Below are 26,455 nucleotides of genomic sequence, written 5' to 3'. Positions count from 1 at the left end.
AACTTGCATAAGTTTGGCGCTTTTTTTAATATAAATGAACTTTTTCCATCTTTGTGTGTCTAATGAGTAGGAACGGTGGAAATGGGGTGGCATTGTGAATGAAGTTGACCTTGCTAAACGAGCGATTAAACGCGATGAGCAAGCATTTTTGGAAATCATCCATCTATATAAAGAACCGCTTTATCGAACGGCTATTGCTTTCTTGAAAAATGAGCATGACTCCGTTGAAGCGCTACAGGAAGTGACGGTTCGCGCGTATAAAAAAATTCACACTATGAAAGAACCGAGGTATGTAAAAACGTGGCTAATACGGATTATGATGAACTATTGTCAGGATCAGTTGAGGAAGAAAAAACAAAATGTTCAAAGCGATAAATTAGATGAATTTGGAAGTGAAATGGATTATACATATCTTGAAATTGAGGAGGCAATTGCAACATTATCAGAGGTCGAGCAACGATTAATTCACCTCATGTATTTTCAAGATATCAAGATTAAGGATATTGCCGTAATTGAAAGTATTCCTGAAGGGACCGTCAAGTCTAGGCTTCATAAAACATTGCGGACATTACGAAGTTTTCTTTCTGAAAAAGGGGATGTGGACCATGTTTGAAAACGAAGAAAAGCAATTGCGGGAAGTTAGGTCGAAATTAGAAGAATTTCCAATTCCAAATGAGCAGTTGAATGACGCGATTCAGAGTGGATTCTTAATTGCCAATTCAGAGTGGCGGGCGAAACGCCAAAAACGTCGAAAATCACTTTGGACGGTTGCTATCGCTGCAGTATTTTTACTCGCATTCATAACGTCCATCCGGGTGTCACCGGCCTTTGCGAATGCGATCGCTTCGATTCCTGGAATGGGAAAACTTGTAGAATACATTCAATACGACAAAGGGTTACAGGCGATTATGGATAACGATTATTATCAGACTGTCCATGCCAGTCAGATGAAGGATGGTTTAACGCTTACCATCAACGGCGTCATACTGGATGAAAGTGGAATCGTCATTTCTTATACACTTGAAGCGCCTTATTCCATCGAAGTACTCGATTATAAAAAAATCGAACTTTATCATAATGGCAAGGTAGTTCCACCTGGCACAGTATCATACAATAATCCAAATCAACGGCATGAAAATAGAAAAGAAGACATAATAGAAGTATTATTCTTAGCAAAACAATCCTTTGATACGCAGGACTTTGTACTGGAACTTCAATTGGATAATGAAAAGGAAACGGCTTTTTCCCTTCCTTTTACGCTGCCGAAAGAAGTGAAGAAAGGAAAAATTTTTGCGCTCGACAAAGTGGTCGAAGTTGAAGGTCAAAAAATGACGATTCAAGAGATTACAATCTATCCATTACGTGTGGAAGTGAAAGTGTTTTTTGATGAACCGAACTCCATGAAGATATTGAACTTTATGGATATGCGGATTGAAGATGAAAAAGGGGAAGTGTGGAGTAGCATTCAAAATGGTACGACTGGACTTGGTTTTAGTGACAATGAGCAAACTTTCTATTTGCAGAGCAATTACTTTGAACAACCTAATAAGCTATATTTTAAATTTAATAAGATGCAGGCATTGCCGAAAGACGAGTCCTATCTTCTTGTTGATCTTCAAAAACAGGAGGTCATCATGCAACCTTCTGATGGGGAAATTGAAGTGACAAAAATGACTCAGAACACGATAGAAGCAAGATTCCCGCTAGCAGAAGAATTTGGCTACTTTTTGTTTTTTACAGCTGAAAATGGGGATGGGCAAAAGGTTGAGTCTAATAGTTCAAGTAGTTGGAGAGATGAAGAATATCAATATTCATCGATCAATTTCACAAAGAATTATAATGAAAGTCTATTAAAAGTATACTTTCAAGCGTATCCGAACTACATCAATGGAGATATTTCCGTGGAGCTTAAATGAACTTTTTAGATGAAATAAAGGCGCTACAATTTGTCAGAAAGGCATTCCTACTTTGTTCTATTCATACGATGGAATAAGGAGGGGTTTGATCATGTACAACAGGGAAGCGGCTGTTCGCTATGCAAACCAGTGGTGGAATGGCCGCAATCCGGCATTTCCATCATTCGATGTAGATTGTACTAATTTCATTTCACAATGTTTGCTTGCGGGGGGAGCACCAATGCATGGTTACCCGAATCGCGAAAGAGGCTGGTGGCTGCGTGGAGGAACGTGGAGTTTCAGTTGGTCGACGTCGCATTCGTTGCGTTGGTATTTAGCGGGTTCGAAAAAAGGATTAACTGCAACACAAGTTTCATCAGCTGAAGAATTAGGGCTAGGGGATGTCATTGTCTACGATTTTGAAGGTGATGGCAGATTCGATCATTCGACCATCGTCACCGCAAAAGATGGCTCAGCACCACTCGTTAATGCACATACGTTCGACGCACAGCATCGTTTCTGGGCATACAAAGATTCATATATGTTTTCGCCAAATGCAAAGTACATCTTTTTTAAAATTAATGACCAGTTTTCATGATGACTATAGTTGCGAATGTAATCGTAAAAAAGCAGTCCGTCAACTTAAGACGGACTGCTTTTTTTACTGTCTAGACTCTAGCGCTTTTGTTTGTTCAGTCAAACCATAGAACAGCGAGCGTTCCCTCGCCGGCATGAACCGCAAGGACGGAGCTAATATCTCCAATATTCACTTCGAGATCAGGTATTTGTTCCGTGATGAGAGTTTTCAAATGCTCTGCCTGTTCTAAGACATTGCCTTGCATTAAATGAATTTTCGTTCGGCCAGGATGGTGGCCAGCGACTACTTTGTCGACCAAGTATTGAAGTGCTTTTTTCTCGGAACGCACTTTGTCTACTGGTTGTAATTCACCTTCGGGCGTAATGTGGACAATTGGTTTTACTTTCAACAAGCTCCCAATGAAAAATTGTGCAGCGCTCATTCTGCCGCCTTTGTACAATTGTTCAAGCTGTCCCATTAGGATATAGTTATGCATTGTGCCAGCCATTTTCTTAAGCTGCGCTTCAATTTCTGGAACAGTTGCACCTTCGTCTTGCATTTCTATGCCCCGTTCGATTAATCCTGTGACCCCATAGGATAAGGAAAGTGAATCGATGAATGTAACAGGGAATCCCGAAATTTCTGAGCCTGCTATAGAGGAAGCAAGTGTCCCACTCATTTTACCGGACACATGAACAGCAATTGCTTGCTCGTACTGTTCCGCAATAACCTTGTAACGTTCAGCAAATGCGCCCGCAGAAGGTTGTGAGGATTTTGGAAATTCTTTAGCGTTTTTGATTTTCTCGTAAAGTTGCTGAGGATTCAAGTCTACACCATCAACAAATTGTTTTTCACCGAAATGTATATTTAAAGGTACTGAAAAGAAGTCTGGGTGTTGACGAAGTTCCTCTGAAATGTATGCTGTGCTGTCTACAATCCACGCAATTGGCTTTTTTATCATGATTAAAATCATCCTTTATCACTATAATATACGCTACTATTACTATACCATGAAAAGTAATAAGAACATATTTAGAAAACACTAAATATGTCGAAATTTAGGCAGCTTCGCTAAAAATCAATGGTTAAGGTATAATAGAAGAAGTATGTGTAAAGGGGAAATGAGTTATGAATGAGCAAGCTTTATCTGTCAGAGATGCGATTATTACGCGTCGTTCAATAAAGAACTTTAACGGTCAGCCGGTTGATCCGGAAAATATTGCCGAAATACTTGAAGATGCGGCATGGGCACCAAATCATGGCAATCGAAATCCGTGGCGCTTTGTTGTAGCTGCTGATAAGGGATATGTGAAATTCCTCGATATTTTACGTGAATATGGTGTACCGAAATGGAAAGAACTTTCGGAAGAAGAGCTTGAGAAACAAATGAAGAAATTCACAGGACCGGGTGCAGTTGCATTTGTTATTGTCCCTGAGGACCCGCGTCAGAAAGAACGTCTAGAAGATTATGCAGCGGCAAGCATGTTTGTTCAGAACACCATGCTTCTCGCATGGGATAAAGGAATCGGGACATGCTGGAAAACACCAGGCTTCCTGGATAACCCGAAATTCAGAGAAGAACTTGGCGTTAAACCAGGTGAACGTATTATCAGTATGCTTCAATTTGGTTATTATGACGAAAGACCAAAGGCTCGACCACGTAAACCGCTTGAAGAATTTGTCACGTATTACGGTGAGGAAATCGAAGAAGCATAATGGTATTGAAGTAATTTTTGCTCGGATTGCATTTGATAATGCGATTCGGGCTTTTTTGCAGTTCTATATCGGTGGTGTTGAGCGACCCGTGCGTTGTTAAGTTAGACAGAAGCGTTGTTAAGTTGCATTTAGGCGTTGTTAACTTAATTGAAAGTGTTGTTAAGTTCTAAAAAACCGGACCCTCACAAGGAGGATCCGGCACATGTATCACTTTTTCAATTCATCTTTCTCAAAGCCTGCAATTTCATAATAATAATCGCCGATGACACGTAGTCCTTGGTCGAAGTTTTCCAAATGAAAGTGTTCGTTCGGTGCGTGGAAGTTTTCTGACGCAAGTCCGAAGCCCATCAAGACGACGGGTAATTCTAGTATTTCATCAAATGCTGCAACGATTGGAATTGATCCGCCACCACGTGTATAGGCAGTTGGTACATTGTAAACCTTTTCGTATGAACGTCCTGCAGCCTGAATTGCAGGGTGATCGAACGGTGTGATGAACGGTTTCCCTTTATCGAATTCGGTTACTGTAACAGTTACCCCTACTGGTTTATATTTTTCGATATGCGCTTTCAATTTCTCAATGATTTCATCTGGATCCTGGTCAGGAACTAAACGGCATGTAATTTTTGCGCCTGCTTCAGCCGGCAATACTGTTTTAATGCCTTCGCCTGAAAATCCGCCAAATACTCCGTTCACTTCAAGAGTAGGACGAGTCCATGTACGCTCGAGGTGCGAATATCCTTTTTCTCCGAACAGTTCAGTCACGCCAATTTCTTCTTTCAATTCATCTTCGTTGAAGCCAAGTGCTTGGTAGGCTTCGCGCTCTTCATCCAATAGAGGACGGACATTGTCGTAGAATCCTTCAATTGCAATCGTTCCTTCTTTGTCACGGAACGAGGCGAGAACTTCTGCAAGCGCATGAATCGGGTTTTGGACGCCTCCACCATATAAGCCGGAGTGAAGATCGCTTTTCGCACCTTGCACGTCGATTTGTACGCCGCACAGACCTCGAAGTCCGTAGCAAACTGCAGGTTGTCCAGGTCCTTGCATGCCTGTATCAGAAATGACGATGACGTCAGCCGCGAGCTTGTCTTTGTTGGCCTCAATGTATTTTTCGAGATTTGGACTGCCAATCTCTTCTTCACCTTCAATGATGAACTTCACATTGACTGGTAAACCGCCTGTCTTTTGCATAAGTGCTTCAACGGCTTTCACATGCATGAATACTTGTCCTTTATCATCACTGGCGCCGCGCGCATATAATTTGTTATCACGAACTTCGGGTTCGAATGGTCCTGTTTCCCATAAATTCAGCGGGTCAACCGGCTGTACATCGTAATGACCATAGACTAGAATTGTCGGTTTACCTTCCGCGTGGAGCCAATCGCCGTAAACAACAGGCTGTCCGTCTGTTTCGTCGATTGAAAGGTTTTCAAGTCCTGCTTCTTTGAATGAATTCAGCAACCACTCAGCAGCCTGTTGCATATCGTTTTTATGTTCGGATAAAGCACTAATACTTGGAATACGTAGGAAGTCTTTTAATTGTCCAAGATGTTCGTCCCGTTGTTCTTTAAAATAGTCGTCAAGCGTCTCTAAATGATTCAACACAATCCCTCATTTCAAATAATTTCGTGAATAGAAATAGTATAGCAGATGATGTTGATAGTGAGTAAGAAAGACGAACGCAAATATGAATAATATGGTATGCTGTTTGAAAGTTATTAATTGGCTGAATATATAAATATGAAATTATTTCCGGGAGGAATCGCTTTTGTTTATAGCACTTGGATTATTTTTATTCCTGTCTTTTTACTTGTCAGGAAGTGAAACAGCACTTACAGCAGTAAATAGGAGAAAGGTCCAGTTTCGTGCAGATCAGGGAGACGTGCATTCAATTAAGCTGCAGAAACTGATTTCGAAACCGGACCGTATGATTACAGCAATTCTTATTGGAAACAATGTCGCGAATATTATGATGCCGACTTTAGTTACAATGATAGCAATTGATAAGGGGCTAAGCGTTGGTATTTGGACAGGAATTTTGACAGTTATTATCATTGTTTTCGGCGAAGTATTGCCAAAAACGATTGCAGCGACATTTTCTGAGCGAGTGGCTTATATGGTCACACCGTCGATTACACTGCTTGTGAAATTATTAACACCATTGACGGCTTTACTAGGCCTATTCACAAATCTTTTCATCAGGATCATCTCGAAAGGAGCGGTAACGAAAGCTACGCTCACAAAAGATGATCTCCGTTCGATGGTTGACATTGCTTCTATAGAAGGAACGTTTGAGATGGACGAATCGAATCGGTTGAAGGAAGTACTCGACTTTGCGGAAAAAGATGTGTCCGACGTCCTTGAAACTCATCGTATGGATATCATCGGATTACCGATTGAAGCGACTTATGAAGAAGTTCGCGACACAATTTTGGAGCATTCTTACACGCGTTATCCTGTCTACGAAGAAAGTATGGATACGATTTTAGGTGTATTTTATTCGAAAATGTTAATCAAATGGTCGATTGATCCTGAACAGACTCTTGGTGATTTAATTGACCGCAATACGTTTTACGTAGTGCAGTCTGCTAGCGTTGAAAAAGTATTCAAAATGATGCTGTCGAAAAAGAAACATATGGCAATCGTTCTGGATGAATACGGTGGAACGCTAGGTATGATAACGCATGAAGATATTATCGAAGAAATGATTGGCCAGGACATTGAGGATGAGACAGATGATGACGAAGAAGAACTTGTCTATGAAAAGACGGATACTAGGTTAATCTGTCATGGCAGGCTTGAAATCGTGGATGCGATGGAGTTACTCGATATTGAATTGCCAATGGATCATGAGACGCTTGGAGGATTTGTTCTGCAAGAGCTTGGTCACGTTCCAGAAGAAGGCGAACGCTTTACATACGATCATCTGCGTTTTGAAATCGAGGAGATGGAACGTAACCGGATTATCCGTATGACAATTACAATCAGTGAAGGTAAAAACTGATTAACATGCATATCCCTGTAATCGAGTAAAACGGTTACGGGGATATTTTTTGTCTAGCGTCCAGGCGTTCGATACACAGAGGCTCACAGGATGTATTCCCTCGAAAAGTGGCCTTTCGCTTTTCAATGTCTAGCTCCAGGCGCCAGCCGCTTGAGTCATAAGCAACCCAGCTGTGTGGCAAAGAGCGCCACGTCGCTGGGTCGACTTATGCCTGTCGCGTCTAGAAGGCGCCTTTCGCTTTTCAAGCTTACACGTTTGTAAGTATACTGAAAGAGAATACGATGGTTTGAAAGGTCCCGATTGCCGATAATAAGAACAACAGGTAGAAGACGGGGGCGTTATGTTATGAACAAAAATCTAAATGGGTTGTATGAAGAATATGGCCGTTACATATATCATTTATGTCTTAAATTAACACGTAATAAAGAGGAAGCAGAAGATCTTATGCAAGATGTATGGGTGAAAGTCGTTCGCTACAACGATCGGATGGATAGTGTCGACCATATGAAAGCATGGCTTACAACAATCTGTATGAACACATTCCGAGATCGTTACCGCAAAGATGTCAGAAGAAGCAAGCATGTGATGAACCAGCCGGAAACGCTCGATGTGCCGATTCTTGATCTTGTTCCGAGTGATAGTTTGACACCTGCGGAATTGCTAGAGCAAAATGACATTCAATCAATTGTTCAGCAAAAAATTGGTGAACTTGATGTTATTTACAGAAAAACAATTGAGTATTTCTATGTACATCAATATTCTTTGATTGAGATTGCCGAAGTAATGAAGGTATCAATTGGTACGGTGAAATCACGGCTATTCCGCGCGAAAAAGTATTTGAAAGAACTGATGATTGCAGATACAGCAGTGCACGAATACGTCACTGCATAAGAGCGCAGCCAAAGGAGGCTGTGTTTTTTGTTTGTAAAAAAGTGATAGAGGGAAATTAGAAAAATAGATTGATATGTTTGAATGGGGATGGTTGTGTGTTGAAAAAGAACAAAAAGAAAGGCTGGAGCAAACGCAAGCGAATTATAGTGATAGTGCTGTCAGTGTATGCTCTTTTTTATATAGGTGTTGTTTTACTGAATACATTTAAAAAACTCCCCGAAGGCATTTCATACGAAGGTGATTTGCACTGGACGGACGAAGTTGATATGTTTACGGACTTGACCTATGCACAAAACAAAGACGGGGACAGTATGGTGCATGAGTTAGCGATTTTCGATGAAGTCTACGCGATGATCGACCGGGCTGAGCAATTTATCGTGCTCGATTATTTCCTATTCGATCATTATTACGATGAAGACATAGAATTCCCGAAAATCGCACAAACAATGACAAAGAAACTGGTGGAGAAAAAACAGCAACATCCTGATATGCCGATTATTTTTATTACAGATCCGTTGAATACAGGATACGGTTCTTATGAAACAAAATGGTTCACAAAGATGGAAGATGCGGGAATCGAAGTCATCTACACTGATTTGGATCCGCTTCGCGATTCAATTCCAGTTTATTCTGGTTTATACAGGACGATATTCCGCTGGTTGGATATTGAGAAAACGAGCTGGATTGCAAACGCTATGTCAAGCGAAGCACCTAAAATGACGTTGGCTTCTTACATTACGTTACTGAATGTCAAGGCGAACCACCGTAAAACTGTTGTAACGGATAAAGAAGCACTGGTATCATCAGGAAATCCGCATAACGCTAGCGGTTTTCACGGTAATGTGGCATTGAAGGTGAAAGGCAGTGTACTGAACGATATTTTAGAGGCGGAAGAAGCGGTCGTCAACTATTCGAATGGTGGAAAATTACCACGCGTAGAAGTGCCGGAACAAAACGGGGGAAACTATGCCGTCCAATATTTGACGGAGAAGAAAATCTTGGATGGGCTTCTTGGAGATATTGCGAAAGCGCAAGAAGGGGATACAATTCGAATTGGGATGTTCTTCATTGCAAAACGTGATCTTGTCAATGCATTTATCGATGCTGCGAACCGCGGCGTCGATGTGAAAATGATTTTAGACCCGAATGAAAACTCCTTCGGTAAAGAAAAGTCTGGATTGCCGAACAGGCCGGTTGTACAGGAGATGCTGGAAGAAACGGATGGGAAAATTGATGTTCGCTGGTACAATACGGTTATTGGTCAATACCATACAAAACTCGTGGTTATTCAGACAGCTAAGGAAACCTACATTGCGAACGGCTCTGCTAATTTAACTGAACGCACGCTCGATAATTATAATCTAGAAGCCAATCTGCGGGTCATTGCTCCGAATGACAGTGAGTTAACTAAAGAGATAGATACTTACTTTAGTAGACTATGGAACAATGAGGATGCGCTGTACACGCTTGACGTAGAAGAATTTCAAGATGGTTTCACTTTCTTCCAACGAGGTATTTATGGTTTACAGAAATTGTTGAAAATGACGACTTATTGAGGTGGGCAATAATTTTATGGCTGGTTTTTGAGTTGATATAGTTGGTTAGATAGGATATATAGTCGGTTTGCCAGCAGTTATAGTCGAATGGAAATATGCCACACTTGTTGAATACAAAAAAGTAACCAGTGAATAACATGAACGCTAACTGGTCGCTACGTGTATAGTCGATTTTGGATTGCTTTGGATTGGATGACTTCTATACGATTACCGAGATGTCTGGATATGTAGGGTGTTCCTTCATCCGTTGCGCGCCAAATGGATCAGTACACGAAGTGCTAAAGCTTTTTTGGACGAAAGAATAGAGGGGCATTTACCTGGATAAAAGCCGCCAAAGATGCAATTTTGGCGGCTGAAATATTCTTTAGGGTTTGCTCTTTTTTACTAGTAAAGAAGTGTTACTTTCTATAAAATAACACATGATTACATGCATACTCTTTGCTAATAGTAAGCAAGGAACGCATTTTTAACGTGCAAGAGTGCCCGAAATTGTATCTTCGGGCATTTACAATCCCTATAGAAAGTTATCTATTCGCTTCTTTCAAACATAACTGCATTTTTCACTTGAACATTGTAGGTACACGACAGGGAACTATTCGCAACAGGGTTACCGAAAAAAGTGTGGCTAGAAATGACGGAGTCACTTCTAGCCACACATGACTCACGGTAAATATGTCGTGATTAGTTCGCCGAAAGCGAACCGGAAATGATCCAGTGAAAATGGATTCTTCCAAGCCCTACTCACCAGTATTTTATGCAAATAGATGGTTAATCAACAGACGTGGAAAAATGCATAACAAAAAGGCTATCCTTTGTCCCGGATAGCCTTTTTGTTCATTCAAATTCAGCAAGTTGCTTGTTCAGTTCCGCGAGACTGTCTTCCAACGTTGCAAGACGCAGTTCCGCTTTCTTGACGAAGCTGTCATTACCGGTCGATTCTAGCTTCTCGATATCACCTTGCAAACTGATATAGTCCATTTTGAGTTCCATGATTGCTGTTTCTACTTGACGTTTGTTCATCAGAAAAACACCTCTGCTTTTTTAAAAGTTAGAAAGTATAAGTTTTTTAACCTAGTGTCTAGACTCCAGCGCCTAGCCCCTGGGCCCACAGGACGTGGGTCATGCAGCTGTTGCGACAGGATGTCGCGATTCTAAGCTGACTTCCTCTGTCGCTTCAGTCCTTAAGTTAAAGGCAAAGAGCGCCTTTATCTTAAGGCCCTCCAGCGCTTTTCGGGTCTACCAAGGCGCTTGCGCTTTTCCTTAGTGTAGCATATCGGACGTTTTTTTTCCTGCGCCGCCACTAGTATTGCGCTTCGGATACTCGAGGTAATAGCGTATCGCTTCGCATACAGCATCTTTTCCGTCCCCGAGCCCGAGTGCGGTTTGTCGTGCAATCGCTTTTTTGCGTAGCGGTTCGTGCAAGAGGGGTTCCATGATGGCGTTCAACAAACTCGATTGTTTTACTTTTCGACCGAGACCAAGATGAATGAAACCGTGCTGTTCTTTCGGAAAAGCAAGCCCCACTTCGAAATCGTTCTGTGCGAGCACGACGCAAGGGATACCCATTACAGCGACTTCATAAGGCATGTAGCCAGAAGCGCATAAAATAATATCTGCTGCGGCGTAAATTTCGGCGTAGTTATACGGAGGCACCAATACGGTTGTATTCCGCCTTTCGAGTGCCATCATACGGATTGTACTTGTATCATGGGCATACTGTTCACCGATGAGAACGGTCACTTTGAGTGGGATTTGAAGTTGCATAATATGACGCAACGCCCGGTAGGTCAAGTTACCTTCATCCTCTTCGCCAAATGAAATTACTAAATGGGGAAGAGGTCCCAGTTGGGCTTTGCGAAGTCCAATGTGCTTAACTGAAGCCATTTGTTCGTCAGCAATGAAACTCTCTCGTCCAAGTACGTAATGATCTGGCGCACTATCATTCGATTCGACATACAATGTCTGGAATACGAGGTCAGCACATTTACCACCGTCGCCGAAATCATCGAAATGGATGATGGAGGGGACGAGTTCAGTTATTTTTTCAATCTCCTCTTGAATAGTAGAGCCGCTATCGCGGAGAAGTAGATCAGGTTTAATCGACGCGAGTGCCTGTAAAAATAGCGCATTGCTTGGGGTTGAAATTGCTTTAAATCCCTCGGGCACTGGCGGAGAATCCACTCCGCATAAGTATACGATATCTATTTCGTCAGCCAAGGCGTTTGTAATCATGGCTGCTCTGCGTGCGGGGTATGTCCCTTTTCCGTCCGACCTGGAAATATGGATGGCGACTGTTTTCTTTTGTTGTCCGTCTATTGGAATCACCCTTTCTTGCTAGATTGTTCAATTCATCCCTATAACCTTATGTATTGACCGATTGGGATATGTCTATTTCTAGTGGACTGAAACTGCCAGTATGGTAAACTAACATTATTTCCATTTGGGGAACGGAGTGATTCCATTGTTCGATTCACTATTATTCGAGTTAATGCTTGTTGTCTTAATCGGGATTTTATCGCAATGGACAGCTTGGAAATTTCGGATGCCGGCAATTGTTGTCATGTCTGTTGCAGGACTTCTCGTCGGCCCCATTTTCGGTCTTATTAACCCTAAGGAGAGTATGGGAGATCTATTCGGTCCAATTATTACGTTTGCCGTGGCAATTATTTTGTTTGAAGGCAGTTTGAATCTTGATTTTAAAGAAATTAAAGGCTTTAGTAAGCCGATAGCTCGTATTGTAACCGTTGGGGCATTCATTGCATGGATTGCTGGGGCGCTTGCAGCACACTATTTGGCGGGACTTTCTTGGGCAGTTGCCTTTGTAATCGGTGGTCTGTTCATTGTTACGGGACCTACCGTTATCTTGCCGCTATTGAGGCAGGCGAAGCTGAAACCGCGCCCAGCCGCAATCTTGAAATGGGAATCGATTGTTGTTGATCCGTTTGGTGCATTGCTTGCGGTATTCGCTTTTGAGTTCATCAAATTTTTGAATAGCCAAGTGACATTGAATGCGTTGCTGTTGTTCTTTGCAGCATCTATTTTTGCGGTACTCCTAGGCTGGGGGGCTGCCCGGGTCATTGGAAGTGCTTTCGAGCGCGGCGGTATTCCAGAATTTCTGAAAGCGCCGGTACTCTTTGCGGTCGTCTTATTCACATTTGTTTTCGCGGATGAAATCATGCATGAGACAGGGTTGCTTGCGGTAACTGCAATGGGGATGACGATGGCGAATATGCGCATGACGTCGATGCATGACATACGGCAATTCAAAGAGAATATTTCCGTCCTTCTTATTTCGGGTATATTTGTCATGTTGACGGCGTCACTTAATCCGCAAATTCTCATCGAAATTTTTAATTTGAATATTATCTTGTATGTCTTGGCGATGCTAGTTATCGTCAGGCCGTTATCGATTTGGCTTGCAACAATCAATACGGAGTTAAACATCCGTGAAAAGATTCTAATAGGATGGATTGCACCAAGGGGAATTGTGGCTCTAACTGTTTCAGGCTATTTTGCGACGATTCTACTCGACAATGGCTACAAGGACGCAGAACTATTGACGGCGCTGACATTCGCACTGGTATTCTCTACAGTGGTCTTACATGGATTTTCGATTGGCTTCTTGGCTAAGAAGCTGAATCTAACAACAACGGACGAATCAGGTGTACTTCTCGTTGGGGGCACCCGATTCGCCGCAGAGCTTGCCCAATCGGTGAAAGAAACCGGCAATGATGTGCTGCTCATCGATCAGTCTTGGGCGGGACTATCACATGCTCGAAAGCTTGGACTCAATAGTTACGTTGGGGATATCCTATCGGAGCAAATCGACTATCATCTCGACTTGACGCCATATCGGTATATCCTCGCAATGACGAAGACCGATACGTACAATGCACATATTTGTTCAGACTTTGCACCACATCTCGGAAGTAATAACTTGTATCAGACGGTATTCCACGTCGGGAACGAAGCTAATGAATTCACGATAACGGGAGGACAGTCGTTGTTCTCACCTGCCATTTCAATCTATGATTTGGAAGAGCGGATGAACGCTGGGCATGGTATTCGTAAAACGGTAATTACAAAACAATATAGTTACACACAATATTTACGTGAGCGGGATGACAAATTGATTTTGCTTTACATTTTACGTGCTGACGGCACAATTGAATTCTTCACACCAAGAATTGAACCACAGGCCTTCGCGGGAGATGCAATTATCGCACTCACATCACCTGTGAAAACAATTGAACGGGTGAAAGAGCGTCTAGATGGAGTGAATGGTGAAACGTCTATATCCTATGAAAAAGTAGAAGATTTATTTACGAGGGAAGAAAAGCAGGTAAAGCCGGTTATTCCGGGAGATGCACCACTTTCTGCGAAATGAATGGAGTACAAAGTGGCTGACTAAGATCTGTAACAGGCAGATAGCCATTGCTTTTGATACATTGAACACCAATCGTAAAATATGAAATTGATGCAATTCCCTTAATCGGATTTTCCGGTTAGGGGGATTTTTTACGCCAAGGGCTTTATTCATTCGCCCGACATGCATCCAATCGCGTTCTCCCGTATAATCGATGTATGAAGAAGGGGGATTTACCTATGTCTAAATCACTTGTATTAGCTGAAAAGCCATCCGTAGCTCGCGATATCGCACGGGTACTCGGCTGCAATAAAAAAGGAAATGGATTTCTTGAAGGCACCAATTATATCGTGACGTGGGCGCTGGGCCATCTAGTGACACATGCGGATCCAGAAGGCTATGGCAATGAATTCAAGGAATGGAAACTTGAACATTTACCGATTATTCCAGCGCCGTTCAAACTGGTACCCATCCGTCAGACGATGAAACAGTTTAATGCGGTTAAAGCACAGCTTCTGCGCAACGATGTGAAAGATATTATCATTGCGACGGATGCGGGGCGCGAAGGGGAACTTGTTGCACGCTGGATTCTAGAACAAGCGAAAGTTCGCAAGCCTGTTAAACGGTTGTGGATTTCATCGGTCACCGATAAAGCGATTAAAGACGGTTTCAACAACTTAAAAGACGGCCGCGCTTATGAAAACTTATATCAGGCAGCAGTAGCCCGTGCGGAAGCAGACTGGGTTGTCGGCATTAATGCAACGCGGGCGCTGACAGTTAAATACAATGCCCAACTTTCAACGGGACGTGTTCAAACTCCGACACTTGCTATGATTGCAGAACGTGAGCATCAAATCCGTGATTTTAAGCCGAGATCATTCTACGGTATGCAAGCATTGACGGAAACCGCGAAGTTTACATGGCACGATAAAGCGGGTCAAACGCAGTCGTTCGAAAAAGAACAGGTTGAAAAGTTACTCGAGAAAATTGACGGGGTTCATGCTGGAAAAGTGATAGAAGTGAAAACGACACCGAAGTCACAGCCAGCACCGCATTTATTTGATTTAACAGAGCTCCAGAAAGAAGCGCACCGTCGTTGGTCGTGGTCAGCGAAAGAGACGCTGTCGACATTGCAAAATTTATATGAGCGCCATAAAGCGGTGACGTACCCGCGTACCGATTCGAAACATCTGACATCAGATATGGAAAGCACGTTGAAAGAGCGCATTAAAGCTGTGGATATTGGTCCATACCGTAAAGCGACCAACTCACTTCTGCGTGCTGGCACTGTTAAACCGCAGAAAGGCGTCATTGATGACAAACGTGTATCAGATCATCATGCCATCATTCCTACCGAGGAAACGCCAATTCTTCAAAACTTATCTGATAAGGAACAGCGTTTATATGATTTAATCGTCAAACGTTTTTTAGCTGTCTTCTTCGGTCCGTTCCGTTATGACCAAGTAACCGCTGAACTCGCAGTTGGCGGGGAGACATTCAAAGCAAAAGGCCGTACTGTTACGGATGAAGGCTGGAAAAAAGTTTATTCGACAGAGGAAGAAGAGCTAGACACGGATACACTTCCACCATTTACAAAAGGTGAAGAAGTGAAAATTCAAGCCATCGTTATGACGAACGGTCAAACAAAACCGCCTGCTCGATTCAATGAAGGAACTTTGCTTGCGGCGATGGAAAATCCTTCGCAGTTCATGCAGGGTGAATCAAAAGAGCTTATCAAAACGATTGGTGAAACAGGCGGACTGGGAACAGTTGCAACACGTGCAGATGTCATTGAGCGGCTATTCAACTCGTTTGTTATGGAGAAAAAAGGCAATGATATTTACACGACATCTAAAGGACGCCAGTTGCTTGAGCTCGTTCCAGAAGATTTGAAATCACCAGCACTAACAGCGGAATGGGAACAAGGTCTAACAAAAATCGCGAATGGCCAGATGAAAAAAGAAGAATTCATGAAAAATATGATTGGCTTTTCGAAGCAAACCGTTACTGAAATTAAAACAGATGATAAAAAATATAAACATGATAATGTCACGGGGAAAGCGTGTCCAGATTGCGGTAAACTACTGTTAGAAGTGAACGGCAAACGTGGAAAAATGCTAGTTTGTCAGGACCGTGAGTGCGGTCATCGTAAAAACGTCTCAATGCTGACGAATGCTAGATGCCCAGTTTGTAAAAAGAAATTGGAGATGCGCGGAGAAGGCGACGGACGAATTTTCGTTTGTAAATGTGGTCACCGTGAGAAGTTATCGGCGTTTGAGAAGCGGAAAGAAAACTCGGGTGGTAAGAAAGCTGATAAACGCGATGTTCAGAAGTACATGAAAAAACAAGGAGCACCGGAAGAGTTGGAGAATACGGCGATGGCAGATGCGCTAAAGAAACTATTTGATAAGTGATTCCTTTATAGCGCTTTCGTAGGGTTTATTCTTCAAAATGAATTGGGTATACTTGAGTTAATAGATTTATGCAAATACGACAGTGTGGAGGTGAAGTAAGATGAATGCCGTTATGACCCAGGCTATAGCAAGCGATCCTATACAACGATATGATGCAAGCAGGCGCAGGAATGCTGAAAGTGCTTATAATCGTAATGTGCAATACAATGGGCAGAATCAGAAAACGGTTGAAAATCTAGAGGCTTTGTTGATAGGTAAGAAAGAACCTGAAATCGATCAATCGAAGAGGCCTGAACCTCGGCAGCTTGGCGCAGGACAAATGAAGCAGATTGCGCTGCTGATTGGAACGACGCTTGAAGAGACGATTGCTAGTTGGAAAGATGTGCGGGCTGAAGCAATATCAGAACCGGAACCGACAACGGCGGATTATAATCTTGCAGCAACTGCATCAGCAAAAATTATGCGGACAGAAGCGCAGATCATATTGCACAACAGGGCTCAATCCGAAATTGACATTACCTCAGCACGTGAAGAAGCCGATACTGCAAAAATGGCATCCAAAGAACTTCCCTCCGATCTCGAGCGCGAAATACTCATTACGCAAAGACGGTACGAAAAGGCGATTTCATCTTATTCTTTTCAAGTTTTAATGAAACAGAAGGGATTTGAAATCGATCGGCCGAGCTTTTATAAAATTGCATGAATGGATACGGAAGGTCGCCTAGTAAATGGCGACCTTTTGTTGTTGGAAAGGTGAGATGAACGAATGGCAAAGCAAGGTAAGCAAGTAAAAACCAATGCAGTGCGGATTTTGGATGGGGAAAATGTAATCTACGAACTAATGGAATATGACGTAAACGATGGTTTGATGGATGGGATTTCCGTCGCTGAAAAAACAGGACAAGCAGTGGATGTCGTTTATAAGACGCTCGTCACGATTGCAGGACCGCGTGAACTATTCATTTTTTTAGTGCCAGTAGCGGACGAACTTGATTTGAAAAAAGCGGCAAGAGCTGCTGAAGTGAAAAAGCTTGATATGCTACCGTTGAAAGAGCTGACGAAAGAAACGGGCTATGTGCGCGGAGGCTGTTCAGCTGTCGGGATGAAAAAGAAATACCCGACATTCATTGACAAATCAGCCGAAAGTCTCGACTCGATGATTGTTAGTGCGGGTAAACCAGGATTACAAATGAAACTGATTCCCGGAGAGTTGGCTAGGGTGACTGAAGCACTTTTTATCGACATAGTGAAAAGTTGACGGTCTGTATATAGGATAGAAGCCATGTTACAATGAATAGATTACAAGTAAGACATTCACGTTAGCTACGTGGGTGTCTTTTATTATTGCTAGCTACTTACACTATCATTAGGGAGAAGGACTTATATGAGAAAGATATTAATATGGAGATGGACATTCTTTTTGGTGGGTATGATGGTTCTGTCGCTAGGCATTTCAATGACGATTAAAGGTCAAAAACTTGGAATCGCCCCGTGGGATGTATTGCATGTCGGATTGTACAAAAACTTCGGCTTGACGATTGGAACATGGGGGATTATTTCAGGATTCATTATTATCATTTCAACTGCTGCTGTTTTGAAAGAATGGCCGCAGATTGGCACATGGCTGAATATGATTTTAATTGGACTCTTTATCGATTTATTCAACTGGCTGCTACCAGATATCACTTCGATGGGTGCGCAAATACTGATGTTCTCAGTGGGTGTAATTGTTATGGGGTATGGCGTTGGAATCTATATTTCACCAAATATCGGAGCGGGTCCGCGGGATAGTCTTATGCTCGTCTTTGTTAAAAAAACGGGAGCCAGCGTAAAAAAAGTTCGTACTACACTTGAAGTCATTGTCGCACTTATAGGCTGGTTATTCGGCGGTCCAATTGGAATTGGGACAGTGTTAATTGCTTTATTCTTGGGGCAAATTGCTCATTATACATTGCCACAATGCCGCAAGTTCTTGTTGAAAGTTATCGGCGAAGAGGAAGAAGACGCTTTATTTTAAATCGAAACTCATTAATTATTTTTAAGCATGTGCTTCGAGCCGTGCTTTTTTTTATTGTCTGAGCATACGTTAATCGTATGTACAGAAAGGATGATCGGTATGTATGGAACGATAACCCAATATATGGGGACAGCCTATACAGGTGCTGGTATCTCCCATAAATATGACAAACTAATTGCATCGGCTTCACAAACGTTTTTTCTAAAATGTCCACCGACAAACGCCATCTCAAACGTGTTGAATGAAGCTACTACGCATTACTTAAAGCGTGGCTATGACGTCGATCGATTCATGGATCCTGTGCAACCCGACAAAACAGATGCAATTTATGTTAAAGGACCGAACTTGCTTATTCTACAAGCGTCACATCCAGTTGCACTCGAACCAGCGGATATCGGTGGAAAGCACAAAGTGATCAGTTTTTACGATGTCTATGATGAAGTCAAGTTGGTTGGGCAAAATGGAATAATTGTGGAGAAATTAGCTGAGTCTGGAATTGCACTAGGCAAAGCATTGCAATCGCTAGCGGAAGCAAAAGATATTCATGACGATTGGGAGAAAGTGAATATCAGAAGGATGATGTGGGAGGTTCATGAAAACAAAATAGCATCATTAAAAGAAGAATTATTTGGAACAATCAAGCTGAATAAGGAAGCGGCTGTCTCGCACAGGCTAATCGGTTCATTGACATCTGGAGGAGCGCAAGATTTCATCCCATCCATTACGAAGCGTTTGGAACGGAGAATTCTTATTAAAGGCCTTCCGGGAACCGGGAAATCGACACTTATGAAAGCGCTTGGCTCCGAAGCGGAAAAGCGTGGATTTGACGTTCAATATGGCTGGTGTGGGCTGGATCCAGCGGGAGTCGATTTAGTTATTTTCCCTGAACTGTCGGTATGTCTTCTTGACGCAACGAATCCACATGTTTACGATGTGGAATATCCGGGGGATGAATTGCTGGACCTCGTGCATATGTGTGAGGAAGATGCAGAGGCGGAAAAGGAAATCAGTGTAATTCACGAAGCCTACACGGAGAAAATGCTTGACGCGGCTGGCTATATGCAGGCCTATGCACAAGCGGAAAATAGCATGAAAGCTACGATGGATACTGCGATTATGCCATCCGTTTTTGAAAAAAAATCGAAAATTCTTTCGGAACTAACTTAACAAGTATGCGCTTTATACTACGATTGGGCCGGTCGTATGCTAAAATGGGGGTATCATTTGTTTGAAAGGAAGATTACATTGTCAAAAAAACTCACTGCATTTTTACAGGAGAATCTAAAAGAACTTCGTGATCAAGGACTTTACAACGAAATTGACCCTATTGAAGGACCAAACGGCCCAATCATTAAAATTAAAGGAAAAGATCTTATTAACTTGTCTTCAAATAACTATCTGGGACTTGCAACAGACGAAGATTTGAAAAAATTGGCGATTGCCGCAACTGAAAAATACGGTGTCGGTGCAGGTGCAGTCCGTACAATCAATGGTACGCTCGATATCCACGTTCAGTTGGAAAAGAAGCTTGCTGAGTTCAAAGGAACGGAAGCTGCAATTTCTTATCAATCGGGCTTCAACTGTAATATGGCGGCAATTTCCGCTGTCATGACTAAAAAAGACGCGATTCTTTCGGATGAATTAAATCACGCATCTATTATCGACGGCTGCCGCCTTTCCGGTGCGAAAGTCATTCGTGTTAATCACCAAGATATGGACGACCTCCGTGCAAAAGCAAAAGAAGCAACGGAATCCGGCTTGTATGAAAAAGTGATGTACATTACGGATGGCGTGTTCTCGATGGACGGCAATATCGCCAACCTTCCTGAAGTTGTGAAAATCGCGAAGGAATTCGACTTGATCACTTATGTCGATGACGCGCACGGTTCAGGCGTTACTGGTAAAGGAAAAGGGACCGTCAAACATTTCGGTCTTGAAAAAGAGATTGACCTCCAAATGGGTACCCTATCGAAAGCAATCGGTGTTGTCGGCGGCTATGTTGCAGGAACGCAGGAATTGATTGACTGGCTGAAAGTTCGTTCACGTCCATTCTTATTCTCGACGGCACTTCCTGCAGGGGATGTCGCTGCGATTATGGGCGCATTGGACAAGATATCGGAATCCACAGAGCTGCATGATAAACTTTGGGAAAACGGTAATTACTTAAAAGCGGGACTTAAGAAATTAGGTTTCAATATCGGTGCTTCTGAAACACCAATCACACCATGCATCATCGGCGAAGAGAAGCTGACACAACAATTTTCTAAACGTCTTGCGGAAGAAGGCGTATATGCTAAATCAATCGTCTTCCCAACAGTCGCTAAAGGAAAAGGTCGCGTCCGCAACATGCCAACTGCAGCGCATACCAAAGAAATGATTGACGAAGCACTCGTCATTTACGAAAAAGTTGGTAAAGAACTGAATGTAATTTCATAATAAATGAGGAATCCCGGATGGCTTGTATGCTGTCCGGGATTTTTTAGGGGTTAGATGGATCGCTGTGGAGTCATGGCAAGCAATCACTTAATCAATCGACTGGACCTAAACTTGCATCCTTCAAGACAAATAGGAGAAAATGAAAAGAAAAAGGGGGAACCCTGATGACGTTTGAAGAAGTGATGAAGCAGCTTGAAGAATTCGGCAATGAACAAACGAAGACAACATTCTTGAATCATGGAGCATCCGAACCGTTTTTCGGTGTTCGTGTAGGCGATTTGAAGAAAATCTTAAAGTATATTAAGAAAGATCATGAGCTAGCGCTTCGACTTTATGACACTGGAAATTCGGATGCGATGTATCTCGCAGCGCTTGCAGTGGACCCAAAACTGATGACAGAGGATGATCTTCAGCGGTGGGTAGACGCGGCGAATTGGTATATGAATGCAGAATATGCAGTGGGATGGGTTGCAGCGGAGAGTCCAAATGCGCTTAAACTAGCAAGGGAATGGATTAGGTCTGACCGTGAAATGACGGCGGTTGCCGGTTGGAGCACTTATTCGAATTATATTACGTACGCAGGAGCGGATGAGCTGGACTTGAAAGAAATAAGTTCATTTTTACAAGAAATCTGTAACACCATTCATGAAGCGCCTAACCGAGTGCGCTATAATATGAATCAGTTCATCATTTGTGTAGGAGCCTATGTGCCTGAAATCCGTAATGAAGCAAAAAAAGTTGCAGAAGCAGTTGGGAAAGTGCATGTCGATGTCGGAAATACTGCGTGTAAAGTTCCGCTTGCAACAGATTATATTGAGAAAGTACTAACACGCGGTGAACCGAAGAAAAAGAAAACGGTTCGCTGTTAATGAAAATAGAGTAATATCAACGAACAAGCACATACTTATACAAACAAAAAGCCCTTAACTTGGGGCTTTTTTCATTCGCTAAATTTAAAATTCACCTTTTATGAAGTAACATATATCGTTGCATGTTGAATTTATTTATCTCACCACCGTGAATCTTATATTTTACTTTAATTATAATGGAGAAGTTTGGTAGTAATTTGTAGAGGTTTAAAACAATGTTGTCTTTTCTAGGAGAACGTTTTATAATGAATTAAAGCTATAGAATCAGTGAAGTTATAAAAATATAATTTTCGTGTACTCTCCATAAATACAAATGTTTGAAAGCGGGGAATAATTAATAATGAAAAAAATCATGGTTACGGGTGCTTTAGGTCAAATCGGTTCAGAATTAATTACAAAGTTACGTTCAGAATATGGCACAGAGAACGTCTTGGCGACAGATATACGTCGCATGGATTCGGCAACAGAAGGCCCATTTGAAATACTTGATGTGACAGATGCGAACAATATGCATGCGCTTGCAAAGGATTTCGGTGCAGATACGATGATGCACATGGCTGCATTATTATCTGCTAAAGCGGAAGATGAGCCATTATTTGCATGGAATCTCAATATGGGCGGTCTTATGAACGCACTTGAAGTATCGCGCGAGCTGGATATGCAGTTTTTCACACCAAGTTCAATTGGTGCATTCGGTCCTTCAACACCGAAAAAAGATACACCGCAAGACACATTGCAACGACCGACGACAATGTACGGTGTCAATAAAGTTGCAGGTGAATTACTATGCGATTACTATTTCCACAAATTCGGAATGGATACGCGCGGCGTTCGTTTCCCAGGGCTCATCTCATATGTAGCTCAACCTGGCGGCGGAACGACGGATTACGCGGTCGATATTTACTACAAAGCACTTGAAGAAGGGAAATACACTTCTTATATTGCAGAAGGAACACGCATGGATATGATGTATATGCCTGATGCGTTACAGGCGATTGTCGATTTAATGGAAGCCGATCCGACGAAACTGATTCACCGCAATGCATTTAATGTAACGGCTATGAGTTTTGAACCGTCTGAAATCGCAGCTTCTATAAAAAAACAGATTCCTACTTTTGAAATGGCATACGATGTAGATCCAGTACGCCAGGCGATTGCTGATAGCTGGCCAGATTCGATTGATCCAACAGCTGCTATAAATGAATGGGGCTTCAAAGCGAACTATGATTTGGATAAAATGACAGTGGACATGTTGTCGAAACTGAAAATTAAATTGAATGTGTAAAATAAAAGCCGCGGAAAATTTTCCGCGGCTTTTATTTTGGAATGAAAGATGGCACTTCCTTATCGAACCGATCATATCCTATGCCAATCGGCCATATCCCATGTTAACCGATCATATCCTACGTCGACCGATCATAAGCTACGTCGAACCAATCATAAGCTACGCGAACCGATCATAACCTACTTCGAACTGATCATATCCCACGTGAACCGATCATAAGCTACGCGAACCGATCATATCCCACGTCGACCGATCATAAGCTACGCGACCCGATCATATCCCACGTCGCCCGATCATAAGCTACGCCACCCGATCATATCTCACGTCGCCCGATCATAAGCTACGCGACCCGATCATATCCCACGTCGCCCGATCATAAGCTACGCGACCCGATCATATCTCACGTCGCCCGATCATAAGCTACGCGACCCGATCATAACCTACTTCGAACTGATCATATCCCACGCGAACCGATCATAACTCACGTCGACCGATCATAAGCTACGCTAACCGATCATAACTAACGCCGAACTGATCACATCCCACGCGAACCGATCATAACCTACGCCAACCGATCACATCCCACACCACCCGATCATATCCCACGTAGAACCAATCATAACCACCCACAAAAAAGACCTTGCACTAATCTGCAAGGTCTTCATGTTTCCTTAAAATAAAAGATGTGCTACTCCTGCGATAATCGGTAATGAAATGATTGTGCGCAAAAGGAAAATGGCAACAAGTTCGAAAAAGTTTACCGGAATTTTTGAGCCTAGCAGAAGTCCCCCAACTTCCGCCATGAAAATGAGTTGTGTTACTGAAACAGTGGCAACAACAAACAATGTCAACTCAGATGTAATCAGGCCATCCGCAAGGATTACAGGTAGGAACATGTCCGTGAATCCGACGACCATAAGTTGCGCTGCATCTGCCGCCTCGGGGATACCAAGGATGGACAGAATCGGTTCGAACGGTTTCCCTAAAATCGTGAAGACACTTGTATACTCTGCAAGAATCAATGCAATTGTTCCGAAAGCCATAACGACTGGAATAACACCAATCCACATATCAAGAATATTTTTCACGCCTTCTGAAAAAGTTTTAACCAATGAACGACTGTTATTCGCTTTTGTTAATGCATTTTCAAGTCCGTGTGAAAATGCACTGTATCCTTCTGGTGATTTTTCTTCTTCACCCGTAAATGGTCTACCGTCTATGTATTCATCTTTCTTTCTGGAAAGAGGATAAATCCGCGGCATAATAAATGCAAGGATTAAACCAGTTAAAACGACCGTACCATAGAATGGTAAAAAATAAGCCCCAAGACCAACCTTTTCAATAATTACGATAGAAAATGTAATCGATACAACAGAGAAAGTTGTTCCAATAATGGCTGCTTCTTTCTTTGTATAAAAACCTTCTTCGTACTGCTTACTTGTTAACAAAACACCAATTGTTCCATCCCCAACCCATGATGTCAGTGCATCGATGGAAGAACGGCCTGGTATTTTAAATAGAGGGCGCATGACTTTTACCATCATCGTTCCAAAAAACTCAAGTAAACCGAAGTTTAGAAGAAGTGGTAAGAGAATTCCTGCGAATAAAAAGATTGTAAACAGGAATGTAACGAGACCGGTTTCACTTAGCAGTAGTGCGCCCGTATTTTCACTCCAAATAGCTTCTGGACCTAATTGAAGCAAGGTAAGTACCGCTAAAATAGCACCTATAATTCGGACGATTGTCCAAAAGAGCGATACATTGAATAAATTTGTTATAAACGAAGGCTGAACTTTGTCCTTTGGAATAACTAAAAATATCACAGAACCAAGTGCAGCAATAATTAAAGTAATTGTAGCAACCCATGGCATAACCGGAGCAATCGCCCCTGATAGTAAATCGGCAAATATGGCAATTGGTATTTTCCAGTCCCCGGCATACTTCATCGGGATCATGAACAAAAGAATACCGAGAATTGATGGAACTAGAAAATAGAACCATGTGGATAAAGCAAATTTTTTCATTTTATATTCCCCTTTTTGTAACAGTATAACATGTATATGGTGAATAATTATACACATTATATTGTTTTATATCTTAATGAATAAAGTATATACTATTATAACTTTTCAGTCTATTGATTTCGGAAAACCTTGTAGCTATCATATAGTAACGAATTTTGTTCTACGGTATAAATAGTTTGATTAGTTAATAAAAATACATGAAAAAAGAGACTATAAAATCAAGGTGATTTCGTAGTCTCTTTCTATATGAATATTCCTGAAGAGAAGCATTTATAATCCTCTTATTCGAAGTCTTTATCCCACTGATAGGTATAAAAACGCTCAAAGTTAAGCCATTTAAGTGCATCTGGGTCCTGCGCTTTCCATTTTATCTCCATGTCTTTCATCATCCAAACGGTTTGGGATGCATGAGCTTTGAGTGTTGCGATTTTTTTATCTGCATTTGCTGAAATATCGTGAATGACATCGGGCTCGCCGAGGACTTCAACGGTATTATTCGCAAAGGCGAGTGTATGAAGTGTAGGACGTTCTGTTTCTGGCATTCTTCGGACTGCACGCACAACTGCACGCGCAGTAGCGTCGTGATCGGGATGAACGGCAAGTCCGGGATAGAATGTGATGACGAGTGAAGGATTCGTTTCTTCAATTAAATCTGCAATTAGTTTAACCATTTTTTCATCATCTTCGAATTCGATTGTTTTATCACGGAATCCCATCATACGTAAATCATCGAGTCCCATTGCTTCACACGCTTTTTTCAATTCTTCTTTGCGAATTTGAGGCAATGTTTCGCGATTTGCAAATGGTGGATTGCCAAGGTTACGTCCCATTTCACCTAATGTTAAGCAAGCGTACGTAACAGGCACGCCGATATCTCTGTAAGAAGAAATGGTACCGGATACACCGAATGCTTCATCGTCTGGGTGGGGGAATACGACAAGTACATGACGTTCTTTTTTAATCATTAAAAAATTGCCTCCTTAATTAATATGTGAATGGTGTTTCGCTGATTTCAAGTGCGACTGCAAGTTTTCCTTCTGCATCGAGTCCCGCCATAAGCAAACGCCCGTGTTCGTCGAGTTTATAATGAGTGATGCCTTGCGCATAAATCCAGCCAGATGGCAGTTTTAATCCGATGCGGTGAGGCGAATCGCCAGCCACTTTACCGAGTTCGTATTTGATAACGATATTGCGAATGAATGCTCCAGCGTTGAATACACTTTCATTGAAGTGGGTAGCATATGAGCCGTTCGTTGTTTCAAGATGGATGTACACATCTTTATTAACAAAAGAAGTTATGAGTTCCTGTAAATGATCTGGTTTTACTAATTCCATGAATAGCCCTCCTTAAAACTGTAAACGTTCTTCTCTTTAGTATATAGAAAGGGGCTGTTGAATGCGA

Annotated in this window: 23 protein-coding genes; 16 read left to right on the top strand and 7 right to left on the bottom strand. The window is 42.2% G+C overall.

Features of this window, described 5'->3' with window-relative positions:
• Positions 1 to 94: 94 nt before the first annotated feature.
• The 3 genes from ACP8HG_RS14605 (at position 95) to ACP8HG_RS14595 (ending at position 2,493) form a co-directional block, all read left to right on the top strand.
• Positions 95 to 613, top strand: coding sequence for a sigma-70 family RNA polymerase sigma factor (locus ACP8HG_RS14605; RefSeq protein WP_067213322.1), 519 nt, complete (start codon positions 95 to 97; stop codon positions 611 to 613).
• Positions 606 to 1,916, top strand: coding sequence for a DUF4179 domain-containing protein (locus ACP8HG_RS14600; RefSeq protein WP_438296962.1), 1,311 nt, complete (start codon positions 606 to 608; stop codon positions 1,914 to 1,916). The genes ACP8HG_RS14605 and ACP8HG_RS14600 overlap by 8 nt, the downstream gene beginning before the upstream one ends.
• A gap of 91 nt (positions 1,917 to 2,007) precedes the next feature.
• Positions 2,008 to 2,493 (top strand): amidase domain-containing protein, encoded by a 486-nt coding sequence (locus ACP8HG_RS14595; protein WP_187046034.1) that lies wholly within the window; start codon positions 2,008 to 2,010, stop codon positions 2,491 to 2,493.
• 94 nt (positions 2,494 to 2,587) lie between these two features.
• On the opposite strand, the gene ACP8HG_RS14590 is transcribed toward ACP8HG_RS14595, so the two are convergent.
• On the bottom strand, positions 2,588 to 3,433 hold the full coding sequence (locus tag ACP8HG_RS14590) for a DegV family protein (RefSeq protein WP_187046033.1): 846 nt from the start codon (positions 3,431 to 3,433) through the stop codon (positions 2,588 to 2,590).
• A 167-nt stretch (positions 3,434 to 3,600) separates the two neighbouring features.
• Between ACP8HG_RS14590 and ACP8HG_RS14585 the strand changes: the two genes are divergently transcribed.
• Complete coding sequence (locus ACP8HG_RS14585; RefSeq protein ID WP_067213314.1) at positions 3,601 to 4,188, top strand: nitroreductase family protein; 588 nt, start codon at positions 3,601 to 3,603, stop codon at positions 4,186 to 4,188.
• 207 nt (positions 4,189 to 4,395) lie between these two features.
• Here ACP8HG_RS14585 and ACP8HG_RS14580 read toward each other — a convergent pair whose 3' ends face one another.
• On the bottom strand, positions 4,396 to 5,793 hold the full coding sequence (locus ACP8HG_RS14580) for a dipeptidase (RefSeq protein WP_438296959.1): 1,398 nt from the start codon (positions 5,791 to 5,793) through the stop codon (positions 4,396 to 4,398).
• A 166-nt stretch (positions 5,794 to 5,959) separates the two neighbouring features.
• Here ACP8HG_RS14580 and ACP8HG_RS14575 point away from each other — a divergent pair, with 166 nt between their 5' ends.
• The 3 genes from ACP8HG_RS14575 to ACP8HG_RS14565 all read left to right on the top strand — a co-directional run bounded on the left by ACP8HG_RS14575 (position 5,960) and on the right by ACP8HG_RS14565 (position 9,642).
• Positions 5,960 to 7,195, top strand: coding sequence for a hemolysin family protein (locus ACP8HG_RS14575; protein WP_354311974.1), 1,236 nt, complete (start codon positions 5,960 to 5,962; stop codon positions 7,193 to 7,195).
• Between the two features lie 345 nt (positions 7,196 to 7,540).
• Entirely contained in the window at positions 7,541 to 8,086 is a 546-nt protein-coding gene (locus ACP8HG_RS14570; protein WP_067213306.1) for an RNA polymerase sigma factor, read from the top strand.
• 98 nt (positions 8,087 to 8,184) lie between these two features.
• Positions 8,185 to 9,642 (top strand): phospholipase D family protein, encoded by a 1,458-nt coding sequence (locus ACP8HG_RS14565; protein WP_438296957.1) that lies wholly within the window; start codon positions 8,185 to 8,187, stop codon positions 9,640 to 9,642.
• An 834-nt stretch (positions 9,643 to 10,476) separates the two neighbouring features.
• Here ACP8HG_RS14565 and ACP8HG_RS14560 read toward each other — a convergent pair.
• Both ACP8HG_RS14560 and ACP8HG_RS14555 read right to left on the bottom strand, forming a co-directional pair.
• The gene (locus tag ACP8HG_RS14560; protein WP_438296955.1) at positions 10,477 to 10,662 is read right to left on the bottom strand and encodes an SE1832 family protein; all 186 of its coding nucleotides are present in this window, start codon (positions 10,660 to 10,662) and stop codon (positions 10,477 to 10,479) included.
• A gap of 240 nt (positions 10,663 to 10,902) precedes the next feature.
• Positions 10,903 to 11,967: a PseG/SpsG family protein gene (locus tag ACP8HG_RS14555; protein WP_067213300.1), complete on the bottom strand. Its 1,065-nt coding sequence runs from the start codon at positions 11,965 to 11,967 to the stop codon at positions 10,903 to 10,905.
• Positions 11,968 to 12,130: 163 nt separating this feature from the next.
• Between ACP8HG_RS14555 and ACP8HG_RS14550 the strand changes: the two genes are divergently transcribed.
• The 9 genes from ACP8HG_RS14550 to ACP8HG_RS14510 all read left to right on the top strand — a co-directional run bounded on the left by ACP8HG_RS14550 (position 12,131) and on the right by ACP8HG_RS14510 (position 23,029).
• Positions 12,131 to 14,029, top strand: a complete 1,899-nt coding sequence (locus ACP8HG_RS14550) for a sodium:proton antiporter (RefSeq protein WP_082786851.1) — start codon at positions 12,131 to 12,133, stop codon at positions 14,027 to 14,029.
• A 218-nt stretch (positions 14,030 to 14,247) separates the two neighbouring features.
• A complete protein-coding gene (locus ACP8HG_RS14545) occupies positions 14,248 to 16,422 on the top strand; it encodes a DNA topoisomerase III (RefSeq protein WP_338654904.1) in 2,175 nt (724 codons plus the stop codon).
• Between the two features lie 100 nt (positions 16,423 to 16,522).
• Entirely contained in the window at positions 16,523 to 17,125 is a 603-nt protein-coding gene (locus ACP8HG_RS14540) for a hypothetical protein (RefSeq protein WP_438296952.1), read from the top strand.
• 63 nt (positions 17,126 to 17,188) lie between these two features.
• Complete coding sequence (ybaK, locus tag ACP8HG_RS14535; RefSeq protein WP_438296950.1) at positions 17,189 to 17,680, top strand: Cys-tRNA(Pro) deacylase; 492 nt, start codon at positions 17,189 to 17,191, stop codon at positions 17,678 to 17,680.
• Between the two features lie 126 nt (positions 17,681 to 17,806).
• Positions 17,807 to 18,439 carry a YczE/YyaS/YitT family protein gene (locus ACP8HG_RS14530; RefSeq protein ID WP_067213292.1) on the top strand — a complete coding sequence of 211 codons (633 nt, stop codon included), beginning with the start codon at positions 17,807 to 17,809 and terminating at the stop codon, positions 18,437 to 18,439.
• 99 nt (positions 18,440 to 18,538) lie between these two features.
• Positions 18,539 to 19,606 (top strand): hypothetical protein, encoded by a 1,068-nt coding sequence (locus ACP8HG_RS14525; protein WP_067213289.1) that lies wholly within the window; start codon positions 18,539 to 18,541, stop codon positions 19,604 to 19,606.
• A gap of 78 nt (positions 19,607 to 19,684) precedes the next feature.
• On the top strand, positions 19,685 to 20,875 hold the full coding sequence (locus ACP8HG_RS14520; RefSeq protein ID WP_067214080.1) for a glycine C-acetyltransferase: 1,191 nt from the start codon (positions 19,685 to 19,687) through the stop codon (positions 20,873 to 20,875).
• 164 nt (positions 20,876 to 21,039) lie between these two features.
• Positions 21,040 to 21,744 carry a DNA alkylation repair protein gene (locus ACP8HG_RS14515; protein ID WP_438296947.1) on the top strand — a complete coding sequence of 235 codons (705 nt, stop codon included), beginning with the start codon at positions 21,040 to 21,042 and terminating at the stop codon, positions 21,742 to 21,744.
• Positions 21,745 to 22,084: 340 nt separating this feature from the next.
• Positions 22,085 to 23,029, top strand: a complete 945-nt coding sequence (locus ACP8HG_RS14510) for an L-threonine 3-dehydrogenase (protein ID WP_067213284.1) — start codon at positions 22,085 to 22,087, stop codon at positions 23,027 to 23,029.
• Between the two features lie 671 nt (positions 23,030 to 23,700).
• On the opposite strand, the gene ACP8HG_RS14505 is transcribed toward ACP8HG_RS14510, so the two are convergent.
• From ACP8HG_RS14505 to ACP8HG_RS14495, 3 genes are all read right to left on the bottom strand, one after another.
• Positions 23,701 to 25,053: a YjiH family protein gene (locus ACP8HG_RS14505; RefSeq protein WP_067213282.1), complete on the bottom strand. Its 1,353-nt coding sequence runs from the start codon at positions 25,051 to 25,053 to the stop codon at positions 23,701 to 23,703.
• 281 nt (positions 25,054 to 25,334) lie between these two features.
• On the bottom strand, positions 25,335 to 26,018 hold the full coding sequence (gene bshB2 / locus ACP8HG_RS14500; RefSeq protein WP_067213280.1) for a bacillithiol biosynthesis deacetylase BshB2: 684 nt from the start codon (positions 26,016 to 26,018) through the stop codon (positions 25,335 to 25,337).
• A 19-nt stretch (positions 26,019 to 26,037) separates the two neighbouring features.
• The gene (locus tag ACP8HG_RS14495; protein ID WP_438296944.1) at positions 26,038 to 26,388 is read right to left on the bottom strand and encodes a YojF family protein; all 351 of its coding nucleotides are present in this window, start codon (positions 26,386 to 26,388) and stop codon (positions 26,038 to 26,040) included.
• Positions 26,389 to 26,455: the final 67 nt, after the last annotated feature.

This window comes from Sporosarcina sp. FA15 (assembly GCF_051550195.1).
Lineage (GTDB): Bacteria > Bacillota > Bacilli > Bacillales_A > Planococcaceae > Sporosarcina > Sporosarcina psychrophila.
The sequence above is the reverse complement of the archived record's forward strand: the minus strand, read 5'-3'. Positions and strand labels throughout refer to the sequence as shown.

What these genes read in the sequence shown, in the direction of transcription:
- ACP8HG_RS14600 (WP_438296962.1), top strand. Translation starts at nt 606, where the DNA reads ATGTTTGAAAACGAAGAAAAGCAATTGCGGGAAGTTAGGTCGAAATTA.
- ACP8HG_RS14595 (WP_187046034.1), top strand. Translation starts at nt 2,008, where the DNA reads ATGTACAACAGGGAAGCGGCTGTTCGCTATGCAAACCAGTGGTGGAAT.
- ACP8HG_RS14590 (WP_187046033.1), bottom strand. Translation starts at nt 3,433, where the DNA reads ATGATAAAAAAGCCAATTGCGTGGATTGTAGACAGCACAGCATACATT.
- ACP8HG_RS14585 (WP_067213314.1), top strand. Translation starts at nt 3,601, where the DNA reads ATGAATGAGCAAGCTTTATCTGTCAGAGATGCGATTATTACGCGTCGT.
- ACP8HG_RS14570 (WP_067213306.1), top strand. Translation starts at nt 7,541, where the DNA reads ATGAACAAAAATCTAAATGGGTTGTATGAAGAATATGGCCGTTACATA.
- ACP8HG_RS14560 (WP_438296955.1), bottom strand. Translation starts at nt 10,662, where the DNA reads ATGAACAAACGTCAAGTAGAAACAGCAATCATGGAACTCAAAATGGAC.
- ACP8HG_RS14550 (WP_082786851.1), top strand. Translation starts at nt 12,131, where the DNA reads ATGCTTGTTGTCTTAATCGGGATTTTATCGCAATGGACAGCTTGGAAA.
- ACP8HG_RS14545 (WP_338654904.1), top strand. Translation starts at nt 14,248, where the DNA reads ATGTCTAAATCACTTGTATTAGCTGAAAAGCCATCCGTAGCTCGCGAT.
- ACP8HG_RS14540 (WP_438296952.1), top strand. Translation starts at nt 16,523, where the DNA reads ATGAATGCCGTTATGACCCAGGCTATAGCAAGCGATCCTATACAACGA.
- ybaK (WP_438296950.1), top strand. Translation starts at nt 17,189, where the DNA reads ATGGCAAAGCAAGGTAAGCAAGTAAAAACCAATGCAGTGCGGATTTTG.
- ACP8HG_RS14530 (WP_067213292.1), top strand. Translation starts at nt 17,807, where the DNA reads ATGAGAAAGATATTAATATGGAGATGGACATTCTTTTTGGTGGGTATG.
- ACP8HG_RS14525 (WP_067213289.1), top strand. Translation starts at nt 18,539, where the DNA reads ATGTATGGAACGATAACCCAATATATGGGGACAGCCTATACAGGTGCT.
- ACP8HG_RS14515 (WP_438296947.1), top strand. Translation starts at nt 21,040, where the DNA reads ATGACGTTTGAAGAAGTGATGAAGCAGCTTGAAGAATTCGGCAATGAA.
- ACP8HG_RS14510 (WP_067213284.1), top strand. Translation starts at nt 22,085, where the DNA reads ATGAAAAAAATCATGGTTACGGGTGCTTTAGGTCAAATCGGTTCAGAA.
- ACP8HG_RS14505 (WP_067213282.1), bottom strand. Translation starts at nt 25,053, where the DNA reads ATGAAAAAATTTGCTTTATCCACATGGTTCTATTTTCTAGTTCCATCA.
- bshB2 (WP_067213280.1), bottom strand. Translation starts at nt 26,018, where the DNA reads ATGATTAAAAAAGAACGTCATGTACTTGTCGTATTCCCCCACCCAGAC.
- ACP8HG_RS14495 (WP_438296944.1), bottom strand. Translation starts at nt 26,388, where the DNA reads ATGGAATTAGTAAAACCAGATCATTTACAGGAACTCATAACTTCTTTT.